The organism is Caballeronia sordidicola, from assembly GCF_000729995.1.
Lineage (GTDB): Bacteria > Pseudomonadota > Gammaproteobacteria > Burkholderiales > Burkholderiaceae > Caballeronia > Caballeronia sordidicola_A.
The window spans coordinates 42127-59597 of sequence record NZ_JNFG01000009.1; the positions used below are offsets into that span (position 1 = coordinate 42127).

The 17471-nt window shown below is 60.7% G+C and carries 13 protein-coding genes; 7 read left to right on the forward strand and 6 right to left on the reverse strand.

Annotation, left to right across the window (positions count from 1 at the left end; translation table 11 throughout):
- Positions 1–19: 19 nt before the first annotated feature.
- Both FH08_RS0109650 and FH08_RS0109655 read right to left on the reverse strand, forming a co-directional pair.
- Entirely contained in the window at positions 20–1705 is a 1686-nt protein-coding gene (locus tag FH08_RS0109650; RefSeq protein WP_031358127.1) for a hydantoinase B/oxoprolinase family protein, read from the reverse strand.
- Between the two features lies 1 nt (position 1706).
- A complete protein-coding gene (locus tag FH08_RS0109655; protein ID WP_035565853.1) occupies positions 1707–3773 on the reverse strand; it encodes a hydantoinase/oxoprolinase family protein in 2067 nt (688 codons plus the stop codon).
- Positions 3774–4000: 227 nt separating this feature from the next.
- Between FH08_RS0109655 and FH08_RS0109660 the strand changes: the two genes are divergently transcribed.
- The 3 genes from FH08_RS0109660 to FH08_RS0109670 all read left to right on the forward strand — a co-directional run bounded on the left by FH08_RS0109660 (position 4001) and on the right by FH08_RS0109670 (position 7100).
- Positions 4001–4771 (forward strand): SDR family NAD(P)-dependent oxidoreductase, encoded by a 771-nt coding sequence (locus tag FH08_RS0109660; RefSeq protein WP_031358129.1) that lies wholly within the window; start codon positions 4001–4003, stop codon positions 4769–4771.
- A 282-nt stretch (positions 4772–5053) separates the two neighbouring features.
- A complete protein-coding gene (locus tag FH08_RS0109665) occupies positions 5054–5815 on the forward strand; it encodes an IclR family transcriptional regulator (RefSeq protein ID WP_031358130.1) in 762 nt (253 codons plus the stop codon).
- Positions 5816–5885: 70 nt separating this feature from the next.
- A complete protein-coding gene (locus tag FH08_RS0109670; RefSeq protein WP_031358131.1) occupies positions 5886–7100 on the forward strand; it encodes a diaminopropionate ammonia-lyase in 1215 nt (404 codons plus the stop codon).
- A gap of 47 nt (positions 7101–7147) precedes the next feature.
- On the opposite strand, the gene FH08_RS0109675 is transcribed toward FH08_RS0109670, so the two are convergent.
- The 4 genes from FH08_RS0109675 to FH08_RS0109695 form a co-directional block, all read right to left on the reverse strand.
- Positions 7148–8122, reverse strand: a complete 975-nt coding sequence (locus FH08_RS0109675; protein ID WP_051888038.1) for a PDR/VanB family oxidoreductase — start codon at positions 8120–8122, stop codon at positions 7148–7150.
- Positions 8123–8332: 210 nt separating this feature from the next.
- Positions 8333–9694, reverse strand: coding sequence for a Rieske 2Fe-2S domain-containing protein (locus FH08_RS0109680; protein WP_051888040.1), 1362 nt, complete (start codon positions 9692–9694; stop codon positions 8333–8335).
- Between the two features lie 116 nt (positions 9695–9810).
- Positions 9811–10986: a Gfo/Idh/MocA family protein gene (locus FH08_RS0109685; protein WP_031358134.1), complete on the reverse strand. Its 1176-nt coding sequence runs from the start codon at positions 10984–10986 to the stop codon at positions 9811–9813.
- A 680-nt stretch (positions 10987–11666) separates the two neighbouring features.
- A complete protein-coding gene (locus FH08_RS0109695; RefSeq protein WP_031358136.1) occupies positions 11667–12392 on the reverse strand; it encodes a GntR family transcriptional regulator in 726 nt (241 codons plus the stop codon).
- A 468-nt stretch (positions 12393–12860) separates the two neighbouring features.
- On the opposite strand from FH08_RS0109695, the gene FH08_RS0109700 reads away from it, so the two are divergent.
- From FH08_RS0109700 to FH08_RS0109720, 4 genes are all read left to right on the forward strand, one after another.
- Positions 12861–13973 carry a hypothetical protein gene (locus tag FH08_RS0109700; protein WP_031358137.1) on the forward strand — a complete coding sequence of 371 codons (1113 nt, stop codon included), beginning with the start codon at positions 12861–12863 and terminating at the stop codon, positions 13971–13973.
- A gap of 40 nt (positions 13974–14013) precedes the next feature.
- Complete coding sequence (locus FH08_RS0109705; protein WP_051888041.1) at positions 14014–14505, forward strand: RidA family protein; 492 nt, start codon at positions 14014–14016, stop codon at positions 14503–14505.
- Positions 14506–14618: 113 nt separating this feature from the next.
- On the forward strand, positions 14619–16322 hold the full coding sequence (locus FH08_RS0109710; RefSeq protein WP_031358139.1) for a gamma-glutamyltransferase family protein: 1704 nt from the start codon (positions 14619–14621) through the stop codon (positions 16320–16322).
- A gap of 308 nt (positions 16323–16630) precedes the next feature.
- Entirely contained in the window at positions 16631–17458 is an 828-nt protein-coding gene (locus tag FH08_RS0109720) for a transporter substrate-binding domain-containing protein (RefSeq protein WP_051888042.1), read from the forward strand.
- Positions 17459–17471: the final 13 nt, after the last annotated feature.

Genomic DNA, 17471 nt, shown 5'->3' on the forward strand with positions numbered 1-17471 from the left:
TATCCTTTAGTTATGCAGATCAGGCGGCGCGCACCAGCTCGCCGTGAGCATTACGGCTGACGCCGTATGCGGTGACCGCGGCGTCCCACGTGATCAGGCTGCGTTGCAGATCCGCTTCGATGAGCGCGAGCGGACGTTGCGATGGTGCGCCGAATCCTCCGCCGCCGGGCATGTCCAGAATGACGCGCTCGCCGGCCGGGATCACCTGACGTCCCTTCGGTTGCAGATGCTTGCCTGACGAAAGCCGCAGCACACCGTTCGCTCCATCGCCGCCGGCATCGCGTCCGCGCGGTGCATTGTTGATGCGGTCAAAGGTCGCGAGAATGGCGAATGGTGCGTCCTCGCGGCTGCCCACCACCATTGTTTGACCGAGGCCGCCGCGGTACTGGCCTATGCCGCCGGAGTCCTGCCGCAGTTCCTTCTTCCAGATCACAAGCGGCGTGATGGCTTCGGTGACTTCCACCGGGATGTTTTTGACGCCGCTGGGGAAGGGCGTTGCCGATAACCCGTCGCACGACGAACGCGCTCCCATGCCGCCGCTATGCAAGCTCATCATCATGAAGCTCGTTTGGACGCCGGAAGATACCGGCGTTAGCCCATGGCCCGCGCCCGCTTTGACGCCCCATAGCGAACCCGCACCTTCGGCCGGCGCACGTCCCGGCAGCAGAGCATGCATGCAACCGAACACGACGTCGGGGACCAGATGGCCGACCACGCTTCGCACCGCGACCGCGCACGGGAACGGCGCATTGACGATGGTGTTTTCCGGGGCAGTCACCACGATCATGTCAAGCGAAGCCGAGTTGTTCGGCACTTTGGGGGCAACTACGCACTTCACCGCGAACGAGGCATACGCCGCCGTGTAGCAAAGCGGGCAGTTGATGCCAAAGTCTGACACCGGCGAGGTGCCGTCGAAATCGACAACAATGCGCTCATCTTCAATGCTTACACTGCACGCGAGGTCGACCGGTTTGTCGAAGCCGTCGGTGCGCATGGTGTTGCTCGCGCGTGCCTTGGGCAGCGGGGCGAAAGCATCGAGCATCGCCTGGCGCGTGTTTTCAAAGATGTACTCCCGCACCGCGTCCAGGCCATCAATTTTGTACTCGTTCATCAAGCCGGCAAGCGACTTCACCGCGTTGCCATTACACGCCGCAAGCGCATACATGTCGCCGACTACCTGAGTACTTTCGCGTACGTTGTTACGCACGATCTCGATCAGCCATTCGTTGGTCTTGCCCTGGTCGGCAAAGCGCATGATCGGCAGACGCAACCCTTCATGGTAGACGCTGCGGCCTTCGGGCGAGAACCCGACCCCGCCGATATCGACCACATGGCTGGTACACGCGAAAAACGCGACGACCTTGCCGTTCAGGAACGTAGGCGTGACGAAAGTGAAGTCGTGGAGATGGCCGGTTCCTTGCCACGGATCATTGGTGAGGAACACGTCGCCCTCGCGCATCTCGGTGACCGGGAAGCGTTTGACGAAGTGCGGCACCGCCATTGCCATCGAGTTGATGTGACCCGGCGTACCGGTAACGGCCTGAGCGAGCATCCGGCCTTCGGCATCAAATACGCCAGCTGATACATCGCCGCCTTCGCGGGTAGATACGCTGAATGCCGTGCGGATCAGCGTCTGCGCCTGTTCTTCAACAATGGCGAGCAGGCGGGTCCACATCACCTGGAGATGGATCAGATCAGACTTCATATCAGAGTTTCCTTTCGAGCTGGATGTAACCGGATTGCAGGATCAGCGCGTCGAAGTTGCGCCCGACGAGCGTTGAGGTTTCGTCCTCTACGATGACCGCCGGACCAACGACCACCATGCCGGGCGCGAGCGCGCCGCGCAGGTGAATGCCGTGAACAAGGTCGCGCATCAGTTCGGGATCGAAGATGTCGCGTTGTTGCGAAGGCATCGCGGGCTGACCGCGGTTCGTTGCATCCCAACGCGGCGGAGGTGCCACGGGAATTTGCGCGGCGAGACTCCACGTCATGACTTCGACGCCGAGGTTCGGAATGGTGCGGCCGAAAAGCGCTTCGTAACGCGTGGCGAACAGCTCCTCCATCATGGTTTTGTCGTTGTGCGTGAGGGCGCGTGCTGGCAACGCAACGTCGATCTCGTGTCCCTGACCCCGGTAGCGCATGTAAGCAACGCGCTGCTCTTCAATCGCACCGTTGTTGCTGGCACGGCGGATCGCGGATTCGGCCTCCGCGCTCATCGATGCAAACAGTTCGTTCACCGCGGTCGGATCAAATTCGTCCAGATTTACATAGCGAGAACGCGTCACGTGATAGCCGACAGGCGCCTGCAGAAAGCCGATGGCGGAGCCCACGCCGGCGCCGGTTGGAATGATGACCTTGCGGATTCCGCACTTGTCCGCGAGGCGGGCTGCGTGCAGCGGTGCGGCGCCGCCGAACGCGATCATCGTGCGATCCGATAAATTCTTGCCCCATTCGATTGCATGCACGCGCGCCGCGTTCGCCATGTTTTCATCGACGATCTCGGAGATGCCGGCCGCTGCGGCTTTCTCATCGATGCCCAGGCGTTTGCCCACGCGTTCGTACAAGACGGTCGCTGCGGCGTCGGTATCGAGACGGATCTGGCCGCCCGCGAAACGCTCAGGATCAAGCCGTCCGAGCACCAGATCCGCGTCGGTGACGGTCGCCTGGCTGCCACCGCGGCCGTAACATGCCGGGCCGGGCGAGGACGAGGCGCTTTCGGGACCGACCGTGATCCGGCGCATTTCATCGACGCCGGCAATCGAACCGCCGCCTGCGCCAATTTCCACCATTTCGATCACCGGGATCCGCAGCGGATAGCCGCTGCCTTTGAGAAAGCGATACGCACGGGCGACTTCGAATGTGCGTGAGTGCAACGGCTCGTGATCGTCGACCAGGCATATCTTCGCCGTCGTCCCACCCATGTCGAAGGACACGACACGATCTTCGTTGAGTTCCTTTGCGAGGTTGCTCGCGAGCACTGCGCCGCCGGCGGGGCCTGATTCCACGAGCCTGATCGGAAACTCGCAGGCGGTCTGCAGGGTGGTCATCGAACCGCTAGACGTGATCATCAGGAGTCCGCACTTGAAGCCGCGCTCTGCCAGATCGCGCTCCAGCCGCTGCAAATAGCCCTCCATCTGCGGTCGGACATAGGCGTTCGCAACCGTTGTCGACACCCGGTCGTACTCCCTGATTTCCGGGCTGACCTGACTTGACATCGACACGGGCACGCCCGGTAGCCATTGGACGAGCGCTGCAACTGCGCGCTGCTCATGCGCGGCATTCGCGTAGCTGTGCAGGAAACACACTGCGACAGCTTCAATACCTGCATCCTTCATCTGAGCGGCGACCTGCTTGAGCGCGGCCTCATCGAGATCGATCAGCACGCTGCCGTCTGCCGCAAGGCGCTCTTCGACGCCCCACCGATGCTCGCGCGGCACCAGCGGCTCGGGCCGGACCATGTAGATATCGGACTGTTCGAAACGATGTTCATAGGCAATTTCGAGCGAATCGCGAAAACCTTCAGTAGTCACGAGGCCGACCCGCGCGCCTTTGCGCTCGATGATCGCGTTGGTTGCGAGCGTGGTGCCGTGGACGATTGCATCGACTTCGCCAGGCTTGACGCCCGCTTTCGCGAGCACGGCGAGCGCACCTTCCATGAATCCTTGTTCGGGCTCGCTCGGGGTGGTGAGTACTTTGGTTGTGTGGCGGACTCCGGCTACGTCCAGAACCACGTCGGTAAATGTGCCACCTATGTCTACAGCCAGTCGAATCACAACTTTCTCCTTCGTGATCCAGAAACCGCGCAAGGTACTCCTGCGAAATGGTTCCTGTGTTGATGTATCGATATATAGTTCCTTGGTTCGAATAGTAGGTCAACATTTTTAAAAAGAATATTTGGGGTAAATACCGATCTATAGTCCTACTATTTGGACCATACGTTTGTATAATGGTCCAAATCCGGTGAAAAGGAGCCGGCAACTAGCGATCAGGAAAAACTCTTATGGAACGATTCAAAGATAAGGTGGCTCTCGTGACAGGCGCGGCGCAGGGGATCGGCCTCGCGTCGGCACAGCGGCTCGCGGAAGAAGGCGCGATAGTGATCGGTTCTGATTTGCAGGACTCGGTGATCGACGCAATGCGCGCATTGGGCGGCCTTGGCGTTGTTGCCGACATGGGCTCGCAGGCAGATATCCAGCGCCTGTTCGACACTGCTATCGAAACGTATGGCCGGATCGACGTTCTTGTGAACAACGTGGCGGTGACAAGCCCGGCAAGCTTCCTCGACTACCCGCTCGACGAGTTCGAGCGCGTGCTGCGCATCAACCTTGTGTCGGCGTTTTCGGCCTCCCAACGGTTCGCGCGCGAGCTTGTAAAGCGGGGCTCGGGCGGGGCGATCGTCAACATGTCTTCGATCAACGGTCAGGTCGCGCTACCTAACCAGACTGCCTATGTCACGTCGAAGGGCGGTCTGAACCAATTGACCAAGGTGATGGCCATTTCGCTGGCGCAATACAACATTCGCGCGAACGCGATCGGGCCGGGCACGATCCTGACGGAGATGTCGAAGGCGCGGGTGCTGGCGACCGAGGAATCGCGCAACCGGATCCTGTCGCGCACGCCGCTAGGACGCCCGGGCGAGGTGAGTGAAATTGCGTCGGTGGTCGCGTTCCTCGCAAGCGAAGATGCTTCGTACATGACCGGGCAGGTGGTGTACGTAGAAGGTGGCCGACTTGCGCTGAACTACGTCGTGGACGTGCCCGCTGCCGCTTGAAGGCGATCGGTTATTGATCGGTTATTGACCGGATACTGACGGGCGTCGCGATGGGCGCCATCCGTCAACGACGGTTCTGGACGTGATTGGCCCCGCAAGCTCATCGCGTTGCAGGTGACTTTCCGCGTCGGGCACGTCGGGCGGCGCGGGAGAGCGGCGGCGGGTGGGCATCGCGAAAGGGTTTGACGTTATAATTTGCGCCTGTCCTCGAAGGTAATGCGCCGTGTTTTGTGAGGCCCTTACGGTTTCAAGTTTGTCTCTGGCACTTATGTCTGGCACCTTATGGATACCACGATTTTAAAAGGCTTGACCGTCCTGGAACGGTTGGCGGAAAGCGACCAGCCGCGAGGCGTGACGGAACTTAGTCGTCAGATGAACTTGACCAAGAGTAACGTCCAACGCTTGTTGAGCACGCTCGTCGAGTTGGGTTACGCGCAAAGGGATCCCGTGACCGGCCGCTATGGACCGACGTTGCGTATGTGGGAGTTCGGTTACAAGACTCTGTCGCGCGATCGGGTAAGACTGGCAGCCGTGTCGCATTTGCGTCGGTTGTTCGAACAGTGCGACGAAACCGTGTTTCTCTGTGTTGGCGACGGGCTCGACATCGTCTATGTGGACAAAATCGAGGGCAACGATCCGAGCCGCGTCTTCTGCATGGTAGGCATGCGCGTACCGGCTTTGCGGACTGCTGCGGGGCGCGCGATTCTAGCGTTTCAGGACGAAGACACCATCGCTCACGCGATCGAGGCAGCAACTGTTGCCAGCGGCAATGGCGCGACGCCGGACCTCGCTGACGCTGATACGGAGCGGGAGCGGCTGGCGCAGATTCGGCGTGATGGTTACGCACTGTCGTTCGGCGAGTTTCGGCCGGGCGTAAACAGCCTTGCAGCCCCGGTGTGGGGTGCTGACGGGAAGGCCGTTGCTTCGGTTGTTATCAATGGATCGAGCGATCGCCTTACGCCCGAGCGACTTCAAACCCTTGCCGCCAATGTAACCGCTGCGGCCGCGCGTACATCCGAGACACTTGGGTATAGGGTCGAGTAGCAGGATCGAATAACAGTCCCAGACAGAAGTTGTTTTCGCACAAAAGACTCCAGGTCAAAACCGGAAATACATGCTGTTCAAAAATTCACGCGCCATTCGTGACGATTATCGCTCGCATCTTCTTGCAGTCCTAAATATTAAAACGGCAGATGAAAGCCATGCGTGGCTCAAAAGCTGGTCGTGTATGACGTCGATCGCAACGCCACGATGGCATTTACCCGACCTCGCGAAAAAGCTGGGCGTGGCGGCTCTGAGCGTCAAGGACGAATCGAAGCGTTCCAGTTTGCAAAGTGTCGAAGCACTTGGCGCACCGGTCGGGTTAGTACGTCTCGTCATGCGCGAATTTCCGGGCGCAGAGTTCACCGCGCAGGGTCTTTTCAGTGGGGCTCATGCGGACGCGCTTAAAGGATTCACGGTGATCAGTGCGACCGATGGCAATCATGGTCTAGCGCTTGCCGCGGGCGCGAAAAGCCTGGGATGTCGCTGCGTTATTCTTATCCATCGAAGTGTCAGCGAAGAGCGGAAAGTAGCCATCGAAAACTTCGGTGCGCACGTCATTCGCATTGACGGAAGCTATAGCCAGTCAGTGCAGGAAATCGCGCGAATGGCTGAGAGGAACGCGTGGCATGTCGTCTCCGATACCTCTTACGAAGGCTATGAAACGACCCCGCGGGACGTGATGCAGGGTTATGGCGCTATTGCCGCGGAACTCATTGCGAGTGAAGGCGCCTGCCCGAATGCACCTTCGCCTTATTCACACGTGGTAATTCAGGGTGGGGTCGGCGGCTTGGCGGCCGGTGTGATCAGCTACATGACCGAGTATTTTGGCCCGCGCCGTCCAGCCTTTTTAATAGTCGAACCGGAACGAGCGGATTGTCTTTATCAAAGCCGGCTACGGAGCGTTGATACACAAGCTTCCGGGGCGGCCGATTCCTTGATTGACGGACTTGCGTGTCGCGACGTGTCACCCCTTGCTTGGCGATTTCTGGAAAGTACCGTTGACTACTTCATCACTATCAAGAACGAGCTGGCAATCAATGCGATGAGGATCCTCGCGAAAGGGTCTGCACGGGACATTCCGGTTGTGTCGGGGGAGTCAGGCGCGGCTGGCTTGGCGGCCGTCCTGGCAATCGCTGCGTCAGCGGACGATCGGGCGCTAGCGGGATTCAACCGTTCGTCGCGCATACTCGTCATCAATACGGAAGGGGCCACGGCACCCGCACATTTCACCGAGTTGGTCGGCTGTTCACCAGCCGACGTTTTGGCTGCGCAGACATGCTGGTAAAACAGGCTATGAGTGAAGATGAATAGCGACGGAGTGGTGATCGATTGCTACAGGTCGAGAACGAGTTTCGCAGACTTCGAACCCGAGCAGCAAATCAACATCCGGTCGTTCATTTCACGCTCTTCCTTGCTCAGGATGAGGTCGCGATGATCGGGAGTGCCTTCGATCACGCCGACCTGACAGCTACCGCAAACGCCTTCCATGCATGAATAGGGTACATCGATCTCGAGCCTGATCAGTGCGTCGAGGATTGTCTCGCCCGCTTGAATGGTCACGCGCTGGTCCGAACGCTGAAGAACGACTTCGAATCCTCCTTCGAGCGCAGGTTGATCGCGCGCAGTGAAGTATTCGGCGTGCACGCGATCCGGTGGAATCGATGCCGTTGCCGTTTCGAAATCCAGCAACATACGAGTCGGGCCACAACAATAGAAATCGGCGTCCAGGCGGCTCTCCTTGACTATCTGCCGGAGGTCCAGCGCTCCATGATCCGACCTGAAGTAGAAATGCGTCTTCGGCCTCAATATCTCGAGCTGCTCGACGAACGCCGCCCGCTCGCGATGGGCCGCAGCATAGTGCAGCTCCCATGACCGGTTGAGTCGTTCCAACCGCTGAATCATGCTGTAAAGCGGCGTGATCCCGATGCCGCCCGCGATAAGGACGGAATGAGAAGACGCCTCCCGCAGACGGAAATTGTTGCGTGGCCTCCCAATGGTAAGGTTCTGACCCACGCGAAACTCAGAGTGAATGAAGCGAGACCCACCGCGGCCGGGTACCTCGTTTTTCACCGCGATCAGATAGCGGTCACGGTCATCCTGCGAGTTGACGATGGAATAGCTCCGGCTCAGTCCGTTGGCGAGGTGCAGATCGATATGTGCGCCCGCTTCAACCTCAGGAAAATATTGGCCACGGGTCGGACGAATCTCGAAGATAAAGATGCCCTCGGCCTCTTGAGTGATCGAGTGGAGTTTAGCCTCGAGAAGCGAATTGGACCCTCCGATTCCTGGAGCTTCGCCGGTTTTCATAAAGTGGTCTCTCCCTTCTGCCTTGCTCAAGGTCTCTCCAAAGTGGTGCATGTGATTCGCTGTTTTATCGGTTGAAAACGGGGCGGCACTCAAGCGAGCATGTGTCTTGTCAAGCGACCAAAGCGCCGTGCGGATTCAGGTTGCTGCGTAAAAGCGACATCCGACCATCGGCCGACACGGATTTTGGACTTCTTCTGTGAAAAAACACGCCTACAGGGAAGCCAGGTTGCTTGATCGTTCATCCCCTGCCGATGGCTCGACCGCCCTCATGGAGTTCGCGTGGGCGTGCATGAATTCATCGAAGTCGGCAATCGGCGACAGCTTGGCGATACCTCGCACACCATATTGGTCCGCGCTCGAAACGGCCTTGGGCTCGCTCCCTTGAGCAAGATCTTTGGCCAGTCTCGTGAGCACGCGCCGCGCTATCATGATCGGAAGATCTGATTTGACGAGACGCTCATTCGAGCGATCGACTATGCCTGCATGCCCCGGAATACTCAGCATTGATTCCTGTAAAGCACGGTCTTGCTCGTTGACGCCAAAAATGCCGGTAAAACTGCTTGTTGCTTGCAAATCACGGTCGATGAGGAAGTCGTTTCCGATATTCGCATCGGGAAGGTACGTGTCGATGACATAGCCATGCGCAAACCTGAATGTTCCCTTCTGCGAGCGCGGTGGAAAACGTTCACCAGACGCGACTTCCTCCAGATCCCTGGTAGAAAGCGGCCTCTCGGTTGTGTACACGTAGCCGAAGCCAGTCGTTGTGTAGTCATCGATGGGAACCCACGCGCGGCCGGCCAGGATAGGGTCGTCAATGGACCGCGGAACCGCGCTCCACATGGGCAACATCCACTGTGTGACCCGCCAGAAATACTGCCCTTCGAAGTTTCGTCGCGATCCATAGACGAAGCCGTAGTCCGTTTCCCTCAACGTGATTTGCGGAGCGCCGTCCTGAGCAAGACGCTGCCAGTCGGGGGAGTCTTTTCCAACGTTTACCTTGCTGTGCAAAAAGCTGATATGCGATGTATCGATCTCGCCTTCCGCTGCCTGTAGCCAGTTGCTCCGATGCAGCCACCGTGAGCACTTGACCTGCTTTTCATGGAGCTCAACCCATTCCATGCCGGGCAATTCCGGCATGAGCTCTTTCGGTCCCATGTAGACCCAGACAATCCCGCCACTTTCCTGAACGGAATAGCTCTTGATGCTTGCCTTTTGCTTGAGCGCCGCAAAATTGTCCGGCGGAACGATATTCGGAATGTCGACACACTCGCCGTTTACGTCGAATTTCCATCCGTGATAAACGCAGCGCAGGCCGCACTGTTCGTTGCGGCCGAAAAATAGTGGCGCTCTCCTGTGCGGGCAATAAGCGTCGACAATCCCGATGCGGCCGTTGCTGTCGCGAAATGCGACCAGATCTTCGCAGAGGATTCTGATCCGAATGGGCGGGCAATCGGCCTTTGGCAATTCTTCGCTCAACAGTGCGGGTAGCCAGAACCGGCGGAACAGATTGCCCATCGGTGTTCCCGGACCGACTGCCGTCAGGATGCGGTACGGATCGTCGCGATCAGTCATGATGTTTTTCCTATGTCTTTATCAACGCTTGATAAGGTCGTGCTGGCTTGCGGGTATGGTGTGGTCTTATCTTTTTACCGGGCTGTCTGTGCCTGAGCCAGCCAGGTTCCCGAGTGCTAAGGGAGCACGGGCACCTCGCGGCCGGTCTTCGAGGATTGCAGAACGGCCAGACACGCAAGGACGGTGTTTCGTCCAAATGCGGCGTCACGCAACGTTGGCTGAGTTCCAACCAATGCGTCGTAGAGTTCGTCGATCGTGTCACCCTGGCCATATGCACCACGACCGACGTGGGCAGGCACCGTCCGCGGCCCGTCGTCGCCATAGATCAGAACGCCATCAGGACACGGACGAAGATCGCCGCGCTCGCACGTCGCAATGACGATTCCAAAATGCGGCTGTTTTCGGTTGGCTTCGGTCGCCGCATAGTTCCGTGCGACAGGTCCGCCGTAACCCAGACGTTGCGTTTTGAATGACGCCTCTTCTGCCGGAGTCAGCTCCACAAGCAGTTTGCGGGCGCCGCCATGGTTGGGTCGTTTCTCACGGCCGCTTTCGGCGATCCAGAACTGCAGTTCGTCGCTATCGAAGTGGTCGTATCCGCTATAGGCAAGCGTGGCGAACACGCCATTCGACAGCGTAACGAACGCTGCACAGTGGCCTTCGGTTGGCCGCTGCGGATCGAGCTTTCCCGACCCTGCGCGAACCGAGACAATGGGTGCGTTGGCGATGGTCTTGATGACATCGAGTTGGTGCGGCAACTGGCTGAAGAGAATACCTCCGCCTTTCGAAGTGTCGAGCTCTTCCGGACGACGCGGCCGATACAGATAGTCGGTGTAGTTCCACGCATTGATCATCGCCAGTCGACCCAGCTCGCCGCTGCGGACGATGTCGCGCATGGTTTTGACGACGGGGTCGTGACTTCGCGACGTACCGACAACGATCTGGACTTTGTGACGCTCCACGGCATCGACCATCCTTTGAGCGTCGTCCTCGCTCAAGGTGAGCGGCTTCTCGACGATGATGTGCTTGCCGCGCTCTGCGGCGAGGACGACCTGCTCGCAGTGGTACTGGTGAGGAGACGCGATATACACCGCGTCCAAATCGGTGTTGTCCAGCATCGGGAGCAGACTGTCGTAAGTCGCGATGCCGTAGTCCCGCCCGAAAGCCGCACGAGTCTCGGCATTCGGGTCGCAGGCGGCCACAATTTCTGCGCTCGGATGGCGCTTCATCGCCGGCGCCATCAGAACGGAGCCGGCGAAACCCAACCCACAAATACCAAAGCGCAATCGGTCCATTACTTGTGTGCTCCAACGCAAGGTTTACGTTTGTCTAAAGCAACCATCGGATTTCTGGTCGTATCCATGTCGAAATAAAAGCAGATACCATCACCACAAAGTATACTTAAGTCGTTATTAGGATACCCAATCCCAAAAAATCGTCAACCTCAAATTCAAAAAAAGGGGGTTTGTCGCGTGCAAGCGCGGAGCGGCCGAGCTTTCAAAGCCGGGAGACGCTCGGAAAATTCCGCGTGGATGGGTGGCTGCGATGAGGACTTGGTGGAGATCTCGCCCTCCGCGACCCGTCTGGTCACGCGCAGCGAGATTTGAAAACGATATGCCGAATCGCTGGCACCGGCGAGCAGGGGCACGGCGCTCACGAGACATGTGGCGGGCGGTTGACGGTGAAGAGATTGCGATCGCCGACGATCACGGCGGTATGAAAACCTGCCGCGCTGAGGCGATGGGTCCGCTCGTGGGAGCGCTACATTGCGGCGGTACTGTCCGCCTGAAATGGCGAACAGTACCGCCGCGGGCATGGGTGCACTTGCGCCTGTCTTGCGCTTTGCGCGGGCCATGGCCGTCCCGCCGCGCTTGCACGCTATGCGAATTTGCCGCCGGCGATGTCTTCAGCGAGCTGCGCGCGGACTCTTGCTACGAGGGGGGCATTGACGGCGGTGGCGACGAAAGACGGTTCGCTATTTGCCTAGCGGCCGCGCGGGCGAATTGATTTTCAGGTTCGACTTGCCATCCTTCATCGAGCGGGCCGCCATGGCTTCGGTGTGGCGCAGATGGTTGCGCGTGATCGTCGCGGCGTCGCCGGCACGCTGGTCGCGGATCGCCTCGTAGATTGCGAGGTGCTCGTGCGCGGTTTCTGAGCGCTCGTTCCATTCCGATTCAAAGAAGTAGCGCGCAAGGCGAAGCTCGAGATCGTGGATGACGTCATACGCGAGGCGGTTGCCGGCCGCTTCCGCAATCAGCGAATGGAACTCGAGATTTACGCGCGAGCTGGTGACGAAGTCGTTGATCTTGATCGCCGCTTCGCCTTCCTCGATCAGCGCCGCAAGCTGCTGCAGATGGACGGTGCGCCTGCGATGCGCGGCAAGGGCGGTGGTTTCCGGCTCGATGATCATGCGCAGCTCAAACAGCTCGTGCAGCTCGCTGAGGGATAGCGCTCGTACATAAGTGCCGCGGCGCGGCGCCGATTCAACCCAGCCCTTTGCTTCGAGCGCCTTCAGCGCCTCACGCACCGGGATCTTGCTGACACCGAAGCGCTCGGCGATGTCGTCGATCATCAGCCGCTCGCCGCCGGCCAACTTGCCAGTGACGATCTCGCGAAAGAGCGCCTCGTACACGCCTTCCTGCGGCACGTCGAGCGGGCTCGCGACGTCCGCTGCTTCGTCGGGGGATTGCAGCGCTGCCATGTTTTTCCTCGCGTGTCGGTCGCCGTGATGGTGATTGGATGGTATCTGCTAAGCGGACAAAGTATACCGGGGGATCTTAGTCGTCGTACCGCTGACGGAGCGGCTACAGCCCGGAGTACCGGACTTACCCGAATACGCTGGGATAAAACGGCACCCAGCCGGAATATTCGCTTGACGTTGATTTTGTATTGGGTATTCTATAAATCAACAAAGTATACCAGATATGTATTAAGGCTACTAAATGTAGATTTCGCACATCGGCGTCGATCCAACCCCGTGCCCGCACGATGAAGTCGTGACCGCGCAGCGCCCAAGCCACGGCGGTGAAATCGAAGCGAACGCAACGATAACCCGCCACCTGCTTAGCGAGCACGAGCTTCGCACTCGCACGGCCGGCCACCTAGGTCGTTGTATGGGGTATCGGGGCTCTGCCGCGGCCATTTCCGAAACGATGAAGAAGGATGCGTCATGACCCTGCAGCAACACACCCGTGATTCGATCGATCGCGCGGGCATTGTCGGCGTGGCCGCCGTGCCACACGCGCCGCAGTTCCTGTCGATGCCGGAGACCGAGGACCACGGGCAGGTCGCACGCGTGCGCGCCGCGATGGCTGCTCTCGGCGCTCGGCTGCGCGCGCTCAAACCGGACTGCGTGATCGTGTTGTCGAACGATCACGGCGACCACTTCGTCACGCACTCGGTTGCGCCGTTCTGCGTGCACGCGGCCGAGCGCGCCGACGGCATGCACAAGCATCGCGGCGCCTGGGCGCTCGATGCGTCGTGCGCATATCCGCTGGTGCGTGCGATGGGAGACGAGTCCTTCGATCTCGCGTTCACGCTCGACGCGAAAATCCCGACGTCGTTCACGATCCCGTACGAGTTCATGGGCTTCGACCGTGATACGCCGATGACGGCGATCTTCGTCAACGCGTATGTGCCGCCGCAGCCGTCGCCGCTGCGCTGCCACGCTTTCGGTCAGGCGCTTGCGCGCGCGGTCAAGAGAATGGGGCGGCGCGCGGTGCTGATCGCGAGCGGCGGGCTGTCGCATTACCCCGGCACCGTCCACTACCCGAAGCCTGATGTCGATACCGACCGCGTACTGTTCGAGCAGATGAAAGCCGGCAATCTCGCGCATCTGCTCGCGTACGACGAAGCAGCGCTCGATGCGACCGGCAACGTCGAATTGCGGATGACGCTGGTCGCGGCCGGCGCGATCGCGTCGGCCGGACAACGCAAACCGTTCATCGCCGAGTTCGAGCCGTCGTGGCATCACACGTATGCGGTGCTTGGCTGGAACCTGAGCCTGCCCGTCGAGCGCGCGTCGTTGATCTATCCAGCGCTGCCGCCGACGCGCGTTGGGCTGGTGCGTGCTGTGCAGACGCTGCGCGTCGATGGCGCCGCCGCACGCCGCTTTGTCAAGGATCCCTCCGCTTATTGCGACAGCTTCGCGCTCGCCGCTGACGAACGCGCGGCGCTGATCGCAGCTGACTTCGACGCGTTGCGCGACCGCTTCGACATCCATGCGCTGCTGACGGCCGGTGCGCTCGCGCAACTGCGCATCCAGCGCGGCAACGGCCGCTGATTTTTTAAACGAACCTCATCCATACAACCAAGGAATCCAGATGACGATTGCTGTATCCGAAACACTCAAGGGCGCGACGCCCGAAGCTCGCCTCGCCGAACTCGGTTATACGCTGCCGGAACTCCGCAAGCCTGCCGGCAACTACTGCGGCGCGGTGACGGCCGGCAAGCTCGTATTCGTCGCGGGTCACGGCACCTTCAACGGACCGACGCAGACGCACAAGGGCAAGCTTGGCGCCGACGTGTCGGTCGATGAGGGCTATGCGGGCGCGCGCAACGCGGCGATCAGCGCGCTCGCGTCGCTGAAAGCGGAGATCGGCGAGCTGTCGCGCGTCAGGCGAATCGTGCGCTTGTTCGGCATGGTCGCATCTACGTCGAATTTTCATCGGCAGCCGGAAGTGATCGACGGCGCGTCCGACGTGCTGACTTCTGTGTTCGGCAAGGACGGTGTACATGCGCGCTGCGCGGTCGGCTTCGTCGCGCTGCCGTTCGACATGCCGATCGAACTGGAAATGGTTGTCGAGATCGACTGAGGACGACATGACTCCGACTGCGGAAATCGTCCGTGACGGGATCGCCGGACTGAGCGTGGGGCGCTCCTCGCCCAACAAGGTTTTTCGTCTACTCCACGTTCTTCGACAACCGGATGCGAGCCGCCGATCAAGGTCTGCGGCAAGCCGCCTCGATATCCGCAAGGAACTGGCATCGTGCTGAACAAGGGAAGCAAGACGCCGCCGCCAGGTTGCGCGACCGTGCTGGACGCAATCGCGCTCACGCGGCCGGCCGGCAGGGTGGCGCGATGAACGCTACGGCAAAGCCCCGCGCACGCGCGCGGCAGTTCGGCACACGCCACGCAGCGGTGACCGGCCATCACCTCGCGAGCCGCGTGGCGATGACAACGCTCGCGCGCGGCGGCTCGCTCGCCGACGCGATGATCGCTGCGTCGGCGATGCTTACCGTCGTGCTGCCGCACGCGACGTCGCTCGGCGGCTGCGCAATGATGCTCGCGTTCGATGCGAGGTCAGGCCAGGTGAGTGCGCTCAACGGCAGCGGCACCGCGCCCGCGGCTGCCGATCGTTCGGAGTTCGCCGGGCGAGGCAACGCTGCGATCGATCCGCGTGGCCCGCGCAGTTGGGTCGTGCCGGGCCTCGTCGCGCTGTGGGCCAAAGCGCATGCGCGCAGCGGTCGCCTCGCGTGGCACACCCTGTTCGCCGACGCGGCCGCGGCCGCACGCGATGGCATTGGTTTTTCGAGCGAGCTCGCGCGCAATCTCGCGCTCGCACAGCCCGACGTGCGCCGGCAGCCTGGCTTTGCCGAAGCGTTCCAGCTCGACGGGCGCGATCGCGTCGCCGGCGAACGGCACCGGCAACCCGCCTTGGCCGACACCTTGCACCAGATCGCCGCGCATGGCGCGCAGGCGTTCTATCGCGGACCGATCGCTAAGGCGTTGGCCGCGTTTTCACAGGCGCACGGCGGCCTCTTGTGCGAAGACGACTTCGCCGGCTTCGACGCGCCATGGAGCGAGCCGGTGCGGCAGCGCTATGGTGCAAACGAGGTTTGCGTGATGCCGCCGAACTCGGTCGGCGTGCTGATGCTCGCGCAACTGGCAAGCCTGCATGCGATGCCGCAGGCGACGCGCGACGACGCGCTCGCCGCGCAGATCACCGTCGCGCGTGAACTGCTCGGGCCACTGCGCGACCGCGTCGCCGATTCATCCGCGCGATGGCCGCTCGAGATCGACCGCAATGCTCGCGCGGAGTCTCGCGCGCATGCGACGCCAGGCATCAGTGAGCCGGGCGACACCGCTGGCATTGTGCTCGCCGATGCGCACGGCAACGCGCTCGTGATGCTGCAAAGTGTCTTCCAGCCGTTTGGCAGCGGTTGCGTCGACCCGTCGACCGGCATTTTGATGAACAACCGCCTGCATGAGTTCAGCCTCGATCCGGCCGAGCACAACGTGCTCGCACCGGGCAAGCGGCCGGTGCATACGCTGAACCCTTACATCGTGCTGCGCGACGGCCGCCCCGCATGGTGCGCAGTGTCGCCGGGCGGCGTGAGCCAGACGACCACCGGCGTGCAGTTCCTCGCCAACGTGCTGGACGAACGGATGACGCTGCCAGATGCGATCGATGCGCCGCGCTGGAGCCAGTCGCGCGACGGCGATCTACTGTGCGAGCCCGGTTTTCCGGCGGCCGTGATCGACCGGCTTGAAGCGCAGGGGATCGCGGTCACGCGCGATTCGCTACACCCGTTCTATTTCGGATCGCTGAAGGCGGTCCACGTGCATGGCGACGGCATGCTCGAGGCGTCGGCGGATTTGCGCCGCGAGGCCAACGCGATGGTCGAGTAACCGCGCGCCGTGCGCTACACGCAGTCAGCACACGCAATCGGCAATACGTGTTTGGCAATACGCGGTTCAGGCAACACCACACGCAAGCGCAGCGGCACAACCGGCTCGCCCATCCGTGTCGATCAGCAACGAAGGCCGTCTTCGAAAACCCACGTTCAGGAAAAGCAGATGCGTCCTTATCAGATCACCTTATTGTGCCTTTGCAGAAGCAGCGCAATGTAGCTCGCCTCGTTTCTGTGTGCTTTCAAAATCGACCTGCGACACGCTGGGTTCAGCGTCGCAACCTTCATTGCAGAGCGGAGTTCAGCATGTCTTACTTCTCGCACATGTTCAGTCGTTTGGCCGGGGCCGTGCTGGCCGCAGGCATCGCGTTCGCCACACCGGCATGGGCCGAATCGGCCGATGCCGGTACGATTTCGAGCGGTCATATGAAAGTGGCCATGGCCGCGACTTATCCGCCCTTCGAATCGGTGCAGGACGGCAAGATCGTCGGTTCGGATCCCGACTTCGGTAATCTGCTCGCAAAACAGCTCGGCATGACCGTGTCATTCGAAGACGCGAAGTTTTCGATGCTGATCCTCGGCCTGTCGGCGCGCCGCTATGACGCGATCATCTCCGGCATGTACGTTACGCCGGAGCGAACCGCGCAGGCGGCGGCGATTCCCTATGCGCAGACATCGAGCGCGATTCTCGCGACCGCGGCGAGCGGGCTCAAGCCCAAAACGCCCGAAGATCTCTGCGGCATGCGCGTCGGCATCGTGTCGGGCACGGCCTATCTGCCGAAGCTGCATGAGCTGTCCGCCCGCTATTGCAAGACCTCCGGCAAGGGCGAGATTGATATCGCCGAGTACCCGACGACTGCGGAAGCCATTCAGGCGATGCTGGCGAACAATGTGCAGGCGGGCATCCAGGTGGCGAACACGGCATACGCGCTGGCCGCGAAGTCGAATGGCCGGATTCTCGTGTCGTCGACCGATCTGATCTATCCGCAGGTGATCGGCATTTACGTGCGCAAGGACAACGCCGCGCTTATCCAGGCGATCACGAAGGGCATTCAGGGACTGAAACAAAGTGGCGAGCTCGACAAGTGGCTCAAGGACAACCACCTGTACATGGCGCCGGGCAGCGCGAGCTGAATGCGACGGCCGG